Source organism: Mucilaginibacter rivuli, from assembly GCF_019391655.1.
In the GTDB taxonomy this organism is placed as follows: Bacteria; Bacteroidota; Bacteroidia; order Sphingobacteriales; family Sphingobacteriaceae; genus Mucilaginibacter; species Mucilaginibacter rivuli.
The window spans coordinates 228,199-243,044 of sequence record NZ_JAHXPQ010000001.1 but is presented as its reverse complement, the minus strand read 5'-3'; the positions used below and the strand labels follow the sequence as shown (position 1 = coordinate 243,044).

The window sequence follows — 14,846 nt, the reverse complement described above, 5'->3', positions numbered from 1 at the left end:
AATAATTTATCATAAGATAGTTCATATTCCAAAAGACTATTTAAACAAAACTTTTTGTCGGTAAAAAAAACAGACTTCCATAAGTTACTACTGTTCAACACTTTCGTTTTTAATAAATTTAAAGTCCTTTTTAAGAATAATATTTAATTTTTAATTAAAACAGATACTTTTTTAGAATATTTCTTTCAATAATTTGATTTAATATACTTAAAATGAATACTTTTACGGTTTTGTAATAAATATAATTTAACTAATAACATATGAAGAGAGTATTTACTAACCTTTTAACTTTATTATTTTTATTGAGCTGTGCTGCCGGATATGCACAAAAAACGACTAAAGCAAAAATTTCAAATATTGATACGATATCTATAGATCTGGCTTTATCAAATACTGCTCCTTTATATCAAATAGCTAATAAAAAACCTGTAGTAGTTGTTATCCATAATTTACTGCCTAACGGCCATTACACCATTAACCAAACACGTAGCTTAAAGTTATCGGGAACATTACCTGTACCCGCTACAGCTGCCACCGGCGGTATTGACCCATGCACAGGTTTAGAGCAGGCACTGCGTGATGCCAAAACCGAGACTGAATTTGGCCAGTTAATGGCTATCGCTAAAAACAACAATTGTGAGTTTTACGAAAAATACCTGTCTGTTTCAACATCCGACCCGATCACGGTTTCAAAACTGAATAACGAAGTGTTTACTTTAACAGTAACCAATTCTGACACGAGAAAAGAATGGACATTAACCATACAAACTGAAGAAAGCGGCCAGTTTGTTACTGTATATGGCTTTACTTACATCCCGTTTGCTTTATACAAACCGCATACTCATTTTGCGCAGCAAAACCGCGATGCCAGTGGCGCGCCGCTTGGCACTTATACCATTACCCCTGCTTCAAGCGAATCGTTAGCGCAATATGCTCCTACAGTGGCTTTCCATTACATTACAAAGCAATCTGGCACGTTAAGCAGTAGCTTTACGGCCGGTTTAGGTGTGGCGCTTAATAGCAGCAGCCCGGGCATATCGCCTATTGTAATTGCAGGTTACTCGTTACTGTACAACCAAAATATGGGTATTAACTTTGGTATAGCAGCACACCAAATGACTAATTTGAAAGGCCAGTTTACAAGCGGGCAGGTTATAGCAACAAGTTTACAGGAGGCCGACCTGAATGAGCAGGTTACACGCTTTAACCCCTTTGTTTCAATTATCTTCCGCTTTGGCTCAAGCCCGTTCTCGGCTAAAAAAACACCCACTAATACAACCGGAACACTTTCAAGCCGTTCATTAGGTTCTACCTTATCCCCGTCAAAATAACAGGCTATCTTTATAAATAAGAAAGGCGCTCAGATAACCTCTAAGCGCCTTTCTTATTTAATATCCTTTTCTATTTCACTAACTCAAAGCCCCAGTCTTTTCCTTTATCTATAGCGGGTACGCCTTTATCCATCCAAACGGGCATGGGTGCACCTTTTAAATAATGGTCAAAAAATTGTTGCTCCCGTATCTGTATGTCTTTACGGTTTTGGCGCTGTACCAGGTTATGCGCTTCGCCGTTATACACCAACAGCCAAACCGGTTTGTTCAGTCGGCGCAGGGCGCTAAACATTTCAATACCCTGGTACCATGGTACGGCACCATCCGCATCGTTAGACATGATAACCACAGGCGTTTTCACCTTCGGTAATTGGAACAATGGCGAGTTTTGAATATACAACTCGGGTTTATCCCATAAGGTAGCACCAATACGGCTCTGTGTTTTTTCGTACTGAAACTCACGACTTACCCCGGTTTCCCAGCGGATACCACCGTAAGCCGATGTCATGTTGGCTACAGGTGCACCTGCCCATGCGGCAGCGTACATATTGGTTTGTGTGATCAGGTAAGCTACCTGGTAACCTCCCCAGCTTTGGCCCTGTAAGCCAATATGAGCCCCGTCAACCCAGGTATTTTTCTTTAATGCTTCAACACCCGAGTTTACATACTCAACTGCTGATGGTCCCGGGTAACCGGTTTCGTAACTGATATCGGGCGCGAAAACCAGATAACCGTTGCTTACAAAAAACGGAATGTTTAAACGCGAAGGTGTTGGCATTGGCGGAAGGTAGTTGTACAAACCGTCCGATAAGCGCTCATAAAAGTAGGCTATCATTGGGTACTTTTTATTAGGGTCAAAGTTTTCAGGCTTGTATAATATACCTTTTGAGGTATGGCCCTTTGGCGTTGTCCATTGTACCAGTTCCGCAGTGCCCCAGTTATAATCGGCTTGCTGAGGATTGATAGCACTCATTTTAACTTCCTTTTTCAAATCGGCAGATACATACAGATCGGGCGATGCCTGGTAGCTTTCTTTGGTATAAATAAAGTTTTCGCCCTGCTTTGCCTTAGTTAATGCGCTGTAGCTGTTTGCTGCCATAATTACCTTTTCGGGAGCTTTGTCGCTTGCTATATTTTTACGGTAATAGCCCCATTGCTTGGTTTCTTCGCTTTGGGTACGTAACCATACGGTTTGCTTGTCTTTAATAAACCGCTGCTCAAAATCTGTATTCAAGTAGCGGAAAGTTAGTTTTTCTTTACGGCCAAGACCATTAGTAAAGCTCACAGCCTTACCCGTTGCAGGGTCAATGCTCCAGATATCATAACGGTCATTTATTAAAACGGCTTTGTCTTTTTCTGTCCAGCCGGCAATACCGTATGACCCCGGATCATCAGGTACATCGTTCAATTCATCAACAAATTTTGTTCCTGCTAATGCTGTGATGTTTGTTTTAACTTTTGTAGCTACATTGTAGGTGTAATAGTTATGATCTTTAAAATCAAACCAAAGCACATAATTACCACCCGGCGAAAGGCTGTATTGTGCCCTTAAACGGTTGCTGATACGTGTACGCTCTCCTGTTTTTATATTGATCAGGTATGCCTCGCGGCTGGTGTTGCCTTCCCATTGCGTTTGTACACGCGCGCCGGTATCAGTAGTCCCTAATGCATAAGGCGCATCATTATTATCTGTGGCAACCAGTACATTCTCTATACCTTCATCACCTAATTGCACCAGCTTTTTACCTGCGTCATCCGGATCAATTACAGCGAGGTAGCTGCGTTTCAGATCGCGCTGCAGGGTACGTAACTGCTCGGGCTGCAGGTAATCGTCTTTATAGTTCCATATATCCAGGTGGGCAACTTCAAAATCAACAATGGTGGTATCTATTGGTTTAGGGATGGGCGCTGTTGTAAAAAACAGGTTCTTCCCGCTTTTGCTGAAATATACCCTGCCATCGCCGCTTACAGCCCATTTGCTGCGCATTCCGGCAGAGCTTTCGGCAGCTATAACTTCGGCGCTATCTTTAGTTGCATTATAATAATAGAGTTTATATGGTTTTACCTGTGCCTTTTCGGGATTCTTTTCGGCGGTAAAGGCTAACTGTTTACCATTTTCATCGAAAGTTAAATTGCGGTAAGTACCCTTGCCCGAACTTACTAATTTGGCGGTATCCTTTTCCACATCGTACACATACACACCTGTTTTTACATCCTTATCCCGCGGGCCTGCCAGTACCGCAAAAGTCACAAACTTGCCATTTTTGCTCAACAGGTAATCTGTAACCAGTTTATAGGTATGTTGCTTACCATTTAGTGCCATATTTTTAATGGTCAGGTCGCCACCGTCCTTACTTGCAGGTGCAGCTGCGCCGCCGCCGGCTCCCCGGCCCCCTCTGCCTCCACCTGCGCCGGCTCTGCCAGCGGGCGCGGGTGTTGCACCGGCTGCAGGAGCAGTTCTGGCACGTGATGTATCGGTAGCTACATTGGCCAGATAGGCAATAACGGGTGCCTTATCGGCTATTTTGAATGATTTTACACCGGGAACTTTATTGAGGTCTTTACTTCCCAGGGCTACCAAGCCCAGGGTATCTTTCGGGAAAGCATCGGGGCTTTTCTTTTTGATCTTCGCCATGCGGGTATCAGCATAAAACGGGCGGATCAAAAATATAGCATACCTGGAGTCGCTGGTTAACCTTACCGTATCAGCGCGGGGTATTTTTAATTCGCTGGTATTCTTTACGTCTTTTATATAAAGGTTGGCATCGGCCTGCTGTGGCTTTGCTACATACACTACCCATTTACCATCATCACTGATGCGTTCGCTGGCAATACTTTGCCAGTTATCATAAACAGTGTGATCGAGGGGCTTTTTGGAGGTTTTTTGTTGAGCCGAAAGTTGACTGCAGGTTGCAACAAATACCGAGAGGAGGAAAATTTTACGCATATCGGGTCAGTTTTATAATGTAAAACCAATATGCTAAAAACTTTATAATTATGCCTCCATTGCTATTAAAAAGTTACATACAACAAGCCTTTACGTAGCTAATTCGCAATTATGGTGATTTTAACATGTTTTACCGGCCACAAAAGAGAGATACCAAATTATATACTGCCATCTTGTTAAAGCACTATTTTAAATTTAGCGTTATATGCTCAATGGCAATGCATATATTTAATATGCCTTAAATTATTTTACAACAATTGTCCAATTTTACAATGCCCTCTCATTATCAAGGAAAAACCATTTAAATTAAAAAATCATGAACGAATTTGCATTTATCTTTAGAAATGACCAGGACCCTGATGTTAAATATTCGCCCGAGCAAATGCAAGGCGTATTAACCCAATGGCGCGATTGGATGGGCAGCATTGCCGCGCAAAATAAGTTAGCCAGCCCGGGCAACCGTTTAGGTTTCGAGGCAAAAGTATTAAAGCCAAATGATGTAATAACCGACGGGCCTTTTGTAGAAATGAAAGAAATGCTGAGTGGTTTTATTGTGGTGAGAACCGAAACTATTGAAGAGGCTGTTGAATTTGCCAAAGGCTGCCCGGTATTAAAAATGAATGGCAGTGTTGAGGTGAGGAGCATTATCCCAACTGCTATGTAAAAACCGAAATGCGGCTGTCATTTTAGTGGTGGCCGCATTTAATTATCAGCTCCCCATGGCATACACTACAATATTTACCGCAAACCTGGTGTTATCTTCCGCTAAAAAGCGTTTATTCCTAAAGTCATAATCCCACTCACAGCCATAATCCTTATTACTGTATAATACCGCTATGCGGCCGTTCACTTCATAAGCTTTCAGGTAATCGTGAATAAGATCGTCGCCCCAGCCGTTAAGCTCAAAAGCAGTGTTTGGCGGTTTATCGAACTTAAAAAACGAACTGTAAATGGGGTGCGTATTGGGTATCTTCCTTAAACTCTTCGGCCCAAACAAGGCATCCATTTGTGCTTCGAACGATTTGGCGAACAGCCCATCGATATCATGGTTGCAATCATCCACAAAAACAAAGCCCCCGTTTTGTACATATTTTTTAAAGTTGGCGCGCTCTTGCATATCAAACTGCACCAGCTTGTGGCCGCTGAGATAACAAAACGGCGCGCTGAAAATATCGTTGCTATCCAAAGCGATCACTTTTTCTTTGGGATCGAAAGGGATGGTGGTATATTCTAAAAGCGAGTTAAGCACGTTTACAGGCATGCGCTGGTCGGTATCCCAATCGCCGCTATGGTAGCTTAGGCGGGTAAATGTAAACTTTGTGCTAATGGCCATGTAATGTTAAACAACTAAAGTAGTACAATATTTTAAGCAAAATCCGATAATTTGTGACTATCTTGTAAATATTTGGATACTTTACTGCAAAACTTAATAAAATATTGCTTACTAAGCTAAAGCAGTATATATTGTGTTTTCAAATTTTACTATCACAAAATTAATGACCTCAACACAACTGACAGAACAAGATATTAAAACCTTATTGGCGAAATTACCATCGTTAAAAAAGGAAATACAAAAGGTAATTGTTGGCCAGGATGAAATACTGGACGAACTGCTGGTTGCCTTTTTAGCCGGCGGCCATTGCCTGTTGGAAGGCGTACCGGGGCTGGCAAAAACCCTCATCGTTAAAACCATGTCGCAGGCCCTGCACCTATCATTCAGGCGTATCCAGTTTACACCGGATTTGATGCCGACCGATATTGTAGGCACCGAAATTTTGGAAGAGGACCACGTAACCGGCAAGCGCTTTTTCAAATTCAATAAAGGCCCGCTTTTCGCGAATATTATTTTGGCTGATGAGATTAACCGTACGCCGCCGAAAACACAATCGGCCTTGTTAGAAGCGATGCAGGAGTTTGAGGTTACTTATGGCGGGCAAACGTACCCGCTGGATAAACCCTTCTTTATCCTGGCCACCCAAAACCCGATAGAGCAAGCCGGAACCTACCCATTGCCCGAAGCGCAGCTCGACAGGTTTTTACTCCTGATAAAAATTGGCTACCCTACCGAGGCTGAAGAATATGAAGTATTGAACCGTACCACAGGGACAGCGAAAGCCACCATCAATGCCATCATCAACGCAGAAGAGATACAGCAGGCGCAGGCACTGGTAAGGCAGGTAACCATTAACGAGGACCTGATAAGATACGTAAGCAGCCTGATCCGCGCTACACGCCCTGATACTACAACCCTTACTTATGTTAAAGAGTGGGTACGCTGGGGCGCAGGCCCGCGGGCAGGCCAGGCCCTGATATTGACGGCCAAAGCAAGAGCCCTGTTAAAAGGTAGGTATTCGGTGCTGATGGAAGATATCCACGCCATGGCTATCCCTGTTTTAAGGCATAGGATACTGACCAACTTTAAAGCCGAGGCCGAAGGAATAACATCGGATAAAGTGACGGAAGAGTTGATACAATTGATACAGCGACCTTTAGTTTGATGGAAGACGTAAGGTGTAAGAGGTATTGTCAGTCTCTTTACATCTTACCTTTTCCATCTTATATAACATCTCACATATTACATAAAATAAAGTGCTCGACCCCAAAACATTAATGACCATTAAGGATTTGCCGCTGCTGGCAAAAACGGTTATTGATGGCTTTATGAATGGGTTTAATAAAAGCACGGTGAAGGGGCCGGGGTTGGAGTTTAGCCAGTACCGAAGCTACCAGCCGGGCGATGACCTGCGTTGGCTGGACTGGCGCATGTTTGCCCGCAGCGACAGGTACTATATCCGCGAATCGGAAATTGAGACGAGCATTTCGGTACGGTTTTTAGTGGATGCGAGTGCGTCAATGAACCATGATGATGACGGGATAAAGAAGATAGACTACGCCAGATTTTTAACAGCTTCGCTGGCTTATTTGGCCAATTTGCAGGGCGACGCCATTGGAATGTATGTGTTTAAAGAGGGCGAATTGTTTTCGCTCCCATCGCGGCCCGACCCACAACATTTGCAGCGGTTATACTATCAACTTGAGCAAATACAACCCGCCGGAACATTTACCAAGCCCATACACTATAAAGAACTATTTGCCGGAACCGGGCGCAAGGAACTGTTGGTATTTGTTACCGATATGTATCAATCAGAAGGCGAGATCAGCAAATTGCTGGACTCGCTGACGGCGTTAAAACACGAAGTAGTTGTTTTCCATTTAATGGGACAAAATGAGTTGGATTTTGACTTTAAGGGCTACTCCACATTAGAAGATTTGGAGACAGGCAAAACGGTGCAGGTAAGCGCGCAAACTAAAAAACAATACCAGGAAACCCTGGATCAGCATATTTCGGCCTTACGGATGCAATTGCTGGGCAAACGGATTGCCTATAAAATGATAAGCACATCGCAACCGCTGGACGAAGCATTGCGCGAGTTTTTGGTGCAGCGGAATACCATCCTTCGCTAAAGCTACGGCTGGCGAAGAAGAATTAACAAATAACAAAATGAATTCGTAATACGCAATACTAATAATGCATTTCCTCAATCCGATATGGTTTTTAGCGGTGGCGGCGGTATTGATACCGGTGGTGATACACCTGTGGAATATCACGCCGGGGAAAACATTAAAGGTGGGGAGTATCGCATTGATGGGAGAGGCATCGCGGCAAAGCAGCAGGAGTTTCAGGTTGCTGGATATTTTGTTACTGATGTTACGCTGCCTGATCCTGGTATCATTGGCCGGGCTATTGGCGATGCCACTTTTAAGCCATTTGGCGAATAACAGCAAAATAAAAGGCTGGGTGATGATACCCGGTAACAACTTTAAAGAAACCTATGCGCGGTTTAAAAAGCCTGTTGACTCACTTACCGCGGCAGGCTATGAGTTTCATTATTTTAATGCGGGTTTTGCTAAAGCCAACTTATTAGAGGTACTGAAAGACACTACTAAAGTTACGGATAGTACCGCAGCCAATTATTGGGATATGCTTGCGCGGCTGAATGGTAAAGCACCCGCCAGGCTACCTGTTTATTTGTTTACAGATAATGCCGCGAAGCACTTCGGCGGAAACAAACCTACCATTATTGCCAATTTAAAGTGGCAAACTTATAGCCCTGCCGATTCAACAAGTGAATGGCTGGAGAAGGCCTGGTTTACAAAGGATAATAACATCAGGGTGGTTAAGGGGGATAGCCATCAATATGGCACTACGTTTTCAACATATACCGTACAACCGGGACAAAGCAATGCTCTGTTTAATGCAGCAATTACCAATGGCGGAGTTACAGTATCGCTGAAAAGCAAGCCGCAACAAACTGTTATAGCCGATACTTCGGTTTTTAGAATAGCGGTTGTTGCTGATAACGGTGAGCCGGATGCAAATTATTTGAACGCGGCTTTAAAAGCCATCGCCCCATTGATACCGCATAACGTAAAACTGGTGAATTATACCAATGCTTTGCAGGTTAAACAAAAACAAACCTGGTTGTTCTGGCTGGCTAAGAAACCAGTTGATGTACCGGCAGCGCAATTGGCTGATAATTTATTTGTGTACCAAACGGGTAAAGAGCAGGTGGTTAACTCGTGGTTGGGCAATGTGCAGGTGCCGGTTTACAAATTGATCATTTCGGAGAAAAAAGATGAGCAGATAGTTTGGCATGATGGATTTGGCAAACCGGTTTTAACAAGCGAGCAAAGTAAGGGATTTAAACTTTATCGCTTTTACAGCCGCTTTAGTCCGGCGTGGAGCGATCTGGTATGGAATGATAATTTCCCAAGGATGCTGCTGGCTTTGGTGAGTGATGAGCAGCTTTCGGCCCAAAGTGCAGCAAATGATAAACGGGTAATGGCATATAAACAAATGATGCCGGTGATGAGCAATAATGGTAAACAAACTTTGGCAGGAATGGCAGATGATATTGATCTGTCGCATTACGTATGGCTGGTTCTGATACTGGCATTTTTTGCGGAACGGTGGTTATCTCATCAAAAAACTAAAACAGCAAATGGATAGCAGCGGCATACAACACCTAAACACCATACGCAGCCGCTGGGTAGCCTATGAGGTTGCGGCCAATGTTTTGGTTGCGCTGGCTTTTGCTACCTTGGCTTATAGTGTTATTGGTTTGGGGTGGGCGTCGGCGGTATTGATTGTGACCTTGTTGATATTGTTAGCTGTTGCGAAACCATGGGCAATTACCGAAAGTAAAGTTGCAGCCTTGCTAAATATCCAATACCCGCAACTGCAAGAAAGTTGCGGATTGGTATTGAAACCAAAGGATAGCCTCAACCTGCTGGAAAAGCTACAACTGGCTAAAGTTGAAAGGGCTTTGCATGATCTAAATGGCATGCCGAAACAACTCACCAAACATTTGCGGCAAGCCGGTTTATTTTTGATGCTGATGCTGGCGGTAAGTTTTGCCATCGCGAAAAGCGGGATATTGATACAGAAAGTAAAGAGCGCGTTAAGCCCGGTACCAACAATGGCTGAAAGAATTCCTGAAAAGGTATTGCCGCAGATAGCTAAAAACATACTTATAATTTCTCCCCCTGCTTATACCGGCAAACCGGTGCGGGAGCAGAGCTACTTTACTTTAAATGTAGAAGAAGGATGCAGCGTAAAATGGGAGATCAGCACCAATATCGCGGTAAAGCAGGCGGCATTAGTATTTAATGAGATCGAGCGGATCAGTTTATCGGCAAATGCCGGGCATACGGTATTCACTACTCAAAAAATCATAACCAAACCCGGCTTTTACCAGGTGGATATTGATGGTAAGCTATCCGACCTGTACCAGGTGGAGGTGATAAAAGATGCGTCACCGGTGATACGTATCATCACACCAAAACCATATACCCATATTGAGGCTGGCGAAGTGCCACAAGTAAACATTACGGCGCAACTGAACGATGATTACGGTATTAGTAATGCGCTGTTGATGGCAACAGTTGCCAAGGGTACAGGCGAAGCCGTTAAGTTTAAGGAATACAAGATACCATTTAACACTTCGTTTGGCGAACATAAGCCTAAGTATGATCTGCAAAAGCTGATCGATATGAAAAAGCTGGATATGGAACCCGGCGATGAACTTTACTTTTTTATACAGGCTACCGATACCCATAATCAACAGAGCCGAACGGATGCTTATACGGTTTCGATACAGGATACAGCGGCGCTGCTGAGCATGAACGGATTGGTTTCGGGCGCGGATTTTAAGCCGGAATTTTTCAGGAGTGAGCGGCAGATCATCATTGATGCCGAACAGTTATTAAAGGAACGGGACACTATTAGTTTGGATGCCTTTAAAAAACGAAGCAATAATTTGGGGATAGACCAGAAATTGTTGCGACTGCGCTACGGCAAGTTTTTAGGTGAGGAATCGGAATCAAACATTGGTGAACATGAGGGCAGCACATTAAGCGACCCCGCCGATTTTAATAATGTGAACAAAATAATGGATGAGTATGCCGATAAACACGATAACTCTGAAGATGCGGGCTTTTTTGATGCCAAACAAAAAGACCAGCTAAAAGCTACCCTTACCGAAATGTGGAACGCAGAGTTGCACCTGCGTATTTATAAACCGCAGGAAGCATTGCCCTTTGCTTATAAGGCATTGCGGTTATTAAAGGATCTGCAACAAAAGTCGAGGGCGTATGTTGCCAAAACCAGCTTTAAAACACCACCATTAAAAATGGAAAAGCGTTTGAGCGGAGAACTGAATAAGATCATCGGGCCGGATCTGCATTCAACTGTTAAGCCTTTGGATAACCCGATGATTAACCTGCAAAACGCGGTGAGCGTGTTGGAGCAACTGAAAAGTAAGGCGCCGATAGGCACACAGCAGTTTAGGACCTTACAATTAGCGGGGCAGCAATTGAGTATAAAAGCATCGGCACAGCCGGGTGTTTACCTGGCTTCGGTAAGCGCAATGCGCAGAATATTGGCAGCGCCTGCGCTGGCACAGCAAGCAGATATTGGTCGGGTTGAACAGGCCATTCAACAAACCTTGCATACAGCCAAACCTATGCCGCGTGCTGTACAAACTCAGCCTGATATGGGGATATCCCAACAATACTATAAAAACCTGGACAAATGAGCTGGAGTATTATTGTAGCCGTTATTTGTTTAGTACTGCTGATCTTTTCGGTTTGGAAAGAGGCAATGCGCGTGAACAGGGGACATTTGATTTGGCGTATGGTTGCCGTTACTGTAGCTGTGGCTATGCTGGCTTGTATAGCGTTGCCGCTTACTTATACAAGCACGCAAAAAACACCGGATGAACATCGTGCCGTTTTATTAACCGATGGTTTTAGCGTAGATAGCTTAAAGCAATACCCGGGCATACCTATATTTACCACTAATGCGGCAATTAAAAAGGAATATGCCAAAGCAATTCTGTTAAATACCCTAACGGAGATAAAAACCAACCATCCCGATATTACCGGCTTGAATATTTGGGGATATGGATTAGATGCAGATGAATTAAAGCAATTAGATAAAATGCCGGTGCGGTTTGGCGCCGCTGTAAAGCCAACAGGAGTGGCCACGGTTAACTGGAACAGGGAGTTAAAAAGCGGCGAGGCGCTAACTGTTCAGGGGCATTTGAATGGAGATGACGGTAAGCCATATCAACTCATATTAAAAGGCCTGAACGTTACTTTAGATTCCATCACCGTAAAGGGGAACAGCGATTTTGAATTGAGGTCCACGCCAAAAATAAAAGGGAATGCGGTGTACAACCTCATCGCGAAAAGCGATAAAGATACTTTGGAGAGTGAGCAGTTGCCAATACATGTAACTGCTGTTAAACCGGTAAGGATATTAATACTGGCCTCTTCGCCTGATTTTGAGAACCGTTTTTTGAAGAATTGGCTTAGTGCTAATAGTTACGCGGTACATATCAGAACTGCTATCAGTAAAAATAAGTTCAGTACCGAGGCTATCAACGCTTCGCAAATGCACCTGGTCAATTTGAGCGCGGCTACCTTTCAAAATTTTGATGTGATATTGGGAGATCAGTTAGCGCTGCAAAGTTTAAGTGCCGCCGAATCATCGGCCTTAAGGCAGCAAGTAACACAAAAGGGCTTGGGGTTAATTGTTCGGGCGGATAGTACGGATAAGGGTGCGATTTGGTTTGGAAACAGCTTCCCGCTTAACCGTATATCGGGACAAACCCAAAGCGCGGCGGCTTTGCAGTTATCCGGAAAAACCATACAAACAGAAAAGTTGGTTACTGACCCTGTAAATATAATTTATAAAGAAGGTACACAGATTTTGGTGAGCGATGCCCGGAATAAGGCATTGGTAAGCACCTGTCTTGCCGGTTCGGGTAAGGTGATATTCAGTACCATTAACAACACTTACAGTTGGATGCTGGCCGGTGATGAAAATGATTATACGGCTTATTGGAGTTTGCTGATCAGTAAGGCGGCCCGTAAAGCAGCTGTGCCCGTATCGATCAATTTGGTAGATGATTTTCCACAGGTTAATCATGAAACAAGGATGCAGGTTTTAAGCGGATCAGCACCGGGACAGGTGAGTGTTGCGGCAACAAACCCGGCGTTTGTGCAAAGTGTGGCTATGCCATTTTTATGGTCGGCGAGTATTTGGCCCGTTAAACCGGGATGGCAAACGGTGGCAAATATTGGTGATGATGGCAATGATTTTTATGCTTTTAGTGAGAAAGACTGGAAAACCATTAAAAACATGCGAAAGATTTTTGTTACAAATAGTTACACAAAAGAAAATTTGCTAAATTACACCCTCCGGACATCAACTGAGCGACCAATAGTAAAGCCAATCTCCCAGATATGGTTTTACCTGCTGTTGTTGGCCGCTTGTTCTTTTTTGTGGGCCGAGGCTAAATTCGGTTCAGCATAACGTTGAAAAAACTAACACTAAACTTCATAAACAAAAGGAGGATGAAACCTTGAGACGCAGAGATTTTCTTTATTTAACAGGAGTGGGCGCTACGGCGCTGATGCTGCCGGGTTTGCCATCATTGGGTAAGCCGATAGACCAGGAGGCCGCGTTAGAATACGTGGACGTAAAAATTAAAAAGGAACTGGCCGATGCCGCCTTAACCGCCGCGAGAGCAAAGGGTGCAACCTATGCCGATGTGCGTATTGGCCGTTATTTGAACCAGGCCATTATTACCCGCGAAAACCGCGTGCAAAATGTTGGCAGCGGCGAATCATATGGCGTGGGTATCCGCGTGATAGCAAATGGTTGCTGGGGCTTTGCCGCTACCAACCAAATGACCAAGGAAGGTATGGCAGCCACCGCCGCAAAAGCGGTGGCAGTGGCAAAAGCGAATGCCAAAATTGGAGGTAAACCGGTTGAGCTTGCCCCGCAAAAAGGGTATGGCGAGGTAAGCTGGAAAACACCTATCGAAAAAAACGCTTTCGAGGTTCCTATTAAAGAAAAGGTTGACCTGTTGCTGAATGCAAATGGTATCGCCATGGCTTCGGGCGCAAGCTTTGTAAACTCTACCTTGTTTGCCATTAACGAGCAAAAATACTTTGCCTCGACAGATGGTTCATACATAGACCAGGATGTTCACCGCATTTATCCAAACTTTAACATCAGCAAGGTTGACCGTGCTGCCGGTAGCTTTGAGTCTATCCGTGGTTCAAGCTCTCCTAAAGGTTTAGGTTATGAATATATGACACCGTCTGATGCTGAGAAAGTAACCGGCGTAGTAACCCGTTATAAAAATCGTTACGATCTGTTAGAGGATATCAAACAAATGTCGCGCGTGGCGAGTGAAAAGGTAGTATCTAAATCGGTTGATCCGGGTAAGTATGACCTGGTATTGGATCCATCGCATTTATGGTTAACCATTCACGAATCGGTAGGCCACCCAACTGAGTTGGATCGTGTATTAGGGTACGAAGCAAATTTTGCAGGTACCAGTTTTTTAACCTTAGATAAATGGAAATCTAAAAACTTCAAATTCGGCAGTGAGCATGTAAACATTGTTGGCGATAAACTGCAGTATGGTTCGTTAGGCGCTGTTGGGTATGATGACGAAGGTGTTAAATGCGGTAAATGGGATATTATTAAAGATGGTGTATTGGTAAATTACCAGGCCATCCGCGATCAGGCGCATATCATCGGTTTGAAAGAATCTCAAGGCTGCTGCTACGCGCAAAGCTGGAACGATGTACAGTTTCAGCGGATGCCTAATGTATCGTTGCAACCGGGTAAAACACCGCTGAGTGTTGATGAGATGATCAAAAACGTAGCTAAAGGTATCTATATCATTGGCGATGGTTCGTTCTCTATCGATCAGCAACGGTATAACTTCCAGTTCGGCGGACAAATGTTCTACGAAATTAAGGAAGGTAAAATTGTTGGCATGCTTAACGATGTATCTTACCAGGCCAATACGCAAGAGTTTTGGAATAGCTGTGTAGCCGTTTGCGATGAACGCGATTACCGCATGGGTGGTTCGTTCAACGATGGTAAGGGCCAGCCTTCACAATCAAGCGCGGTATCGCACGGTTCGTCAACAGCGCGATTTAATGGAGTTAACGTAATTAATACTAAACGAAAGATCGGATAA

General features: G+C 43.9%; 10 protein-coding genes. 8 read left to right on the top strand and 2 right to left on the bottom strand.

The genetic code is table 11. The features are described 5' to 3' along the window. Nucleotides 1-260 precede the first annotated feature (260 nt). Entirely contained in the window at nt 261-1,331 is a 1,071-nt protein-coding gene (locus tag KXQ82_RS01155) for a hypothetical protein (protein ID WP_219486069.1), read from the top strand. A 70-nt stretch (nt 1,332-1,401) separates the two neighbouring features. On the opposite strand, the gene KXQ82_RS01150 is transcribed toward KXQ82_RS01155, so the two are convergent. Further along, nucleotides 1,402-4,278 (bottom strand): S9 family peptidase, encoded by a 2,877-nt coding sequence (locus KXQ82_RS01150; RefSeq protein WP_219486066.1) that lies wholly within the window; start codon nt 4,276-4,278, stop codon nt 1,402-1,404. A gap of 316 nt (nt 4,279-4,594) precedes the next feature. Between KXQ82_RS01150 and KXQ82_RS01145 the strand changes: the two genes are divergently transcribed. Then, nucleotides 4,595-4,942 carry a YciI family protein gene (locus tag KXQ82_RS01145; RefSeq protein WP_219486065.1) on the top strand — a complete coding sequence of 116 codons (348 nt, stop codon included), beginning with the start codon at nt 4,595-4,597 and terminating at the stop codon, nt 4,940-4,942. A gap of 45 nt (nt 4,943-4,987) precedes the next feature. Here KXQ82_RS01145 and KXQ82_RS01140 read toward each other — a convergent pair whose 3' ends face one another. After that, a complete protein-coding gene (locus KXQ82_RS01140) occupies nt 4,988-5,611 on the bottom strand; it encodes a DUF4159 domain-containing protein (protein ID WP_219486064.1) in 624 nt (207 codons plus the stop codon). A 163-nt stretch (nt 5,612-5,774) separates the two neighbouring features. Here KXQ82_RS01140 and KXQ82_RS01135 point away from each other — a divergent pair, with 163 nt between their 5' ends. From KXQ82_RS01135 to KXQ82_RS01110, 6 genes are all read left to right on the top strand, one after another. Continuing rightward, nucleotides 5,775-6,776, top strand: coding sequence for an AAA family ATPase (locus KXQ82_RS01135; RefSeq protein ID WP_219486063.1), 1,002 nt, complete (start codon nt 5,775-5,777; stop codon nt 6,774-6,776). Nucleotides 6,777-6,888: 112 nt separating this feature from the next. Then, nucleotides 6,889-7,743, top strand: coding sequence for a DUF58 domain-containing protein (locus KXQ82_RS01130; RefSeq protein WP_219486062.1), 855 nt, complete (start codon nt 6,889-6,891; stop codon nt 7,741-7,743). A 64-nt stretch (nt 7,744-7,807) separates the two neighbouring features. After that, complete coding sequence (locus KXQ82_RS01125; protein ID WP_219486061.1) at nt 7,808-9,289, top strand: BatA domain-containing protein; 1,482 nt, start codon at nt 7,808-7,810, stop codon at nt 9,287-9,289. Next, nucleotides 9,282-11,375, top strand: coding sequence for a hypothetical protein (locus KXQ82_RS01120; RefSeq protein WP_219486060.1), 2,094 nt, complete (start codon nt 9,282-9,284; stop codon nt 11,373-11,375). The genes KXQ82_RS01125 and KXQ82_RS01120 overlap by 8 nt, the downstream gene beginning before the upstream one ends. Further along, entirely contained in the window at nt 11,372-13,159 is a 1,788-nt protein-coding gene (locus KXQ82_RS01115; protein WP_219486059.1) for a hypothetical protein, read from the top strand. The genes KXQ82_RS01120 and KXQ82_RS01115 overlap by 4 nt, the downstream gene beginning before the upstream one ends. A 49-nt stretch (nt 13,160-13,208) precedes the next feature. Beyond that, a complete protein-coding gene (locus tag KXQ82_RS01110; RefSeq protein WP_219486058.1) occupies nt 13,209-14,846 on the top strand; it encodes a TldD/PmbA family protein in 1,638 nt (545 codons plus the stop codon).

Coding starts and splice junctions, on each gene's coding strand:
- KXQ82_RS01155 (WP_219486069.1), top strand. CDS start 261: ATGAAGAGAGTATTTACTAACCTTTTAACTTTATTATTTTTATTGAGC.
- KXQ82_RS01150 (WP_219486066.1), bottom strand. CDS start 4,278: ATGCGTAAAATTTTCCTCCTCTCGGTATTTGTTGCAACCTGCAGTCAA.
- KXQ82_RS01145 (WP_219486065.1), top strand. CDS start 4,595: ATGAACGAATTTGCATTTATCTTTAGAAATGACCAGGACCCTGATGTT.
- KXQ82_RS01140 (WP_219486064.1), bottom strand. CDS start 5,611: ATGGCCATTAGCACAAAGTTTACATTTACCCGCCTAAGCTACCATAGC.
- KXQ82_RS01135 (WP_219486063.1), top strand. CDS start 5,775: ATGACCTCAACACAACTGACAGAACAAGATATTAAAACCTTATTGGCG.
- KXQ82_RS01130 (WP_219486062.1), top strand. CDS start 6,889: ATGACCATTAAGGATTTGCCGCTGCTGGCAAAAACGGTTATTGATGGC.
- KXQ82_RS01125 (WP_219486061.1), top strand. CDS start 7,808: ATGCATTTCCTCAATCCGATATGGTTTTTAGCGGTGGCGGCGGTATTG.
- KXQ82_RS01120 (WP_219486060.1), top strand. CDS start 9,282: ATGGATAGCAGCGGCATACAACACCTAAACACCATACGCAGCCGCTGG.
- KXQ82_RS01115 (WP_219486059.1), top strand. CDS start 11,372: ATGAGCTGGAGTATTATTGTAGCCGTTATTTGTTTAGTACTGCTGATC.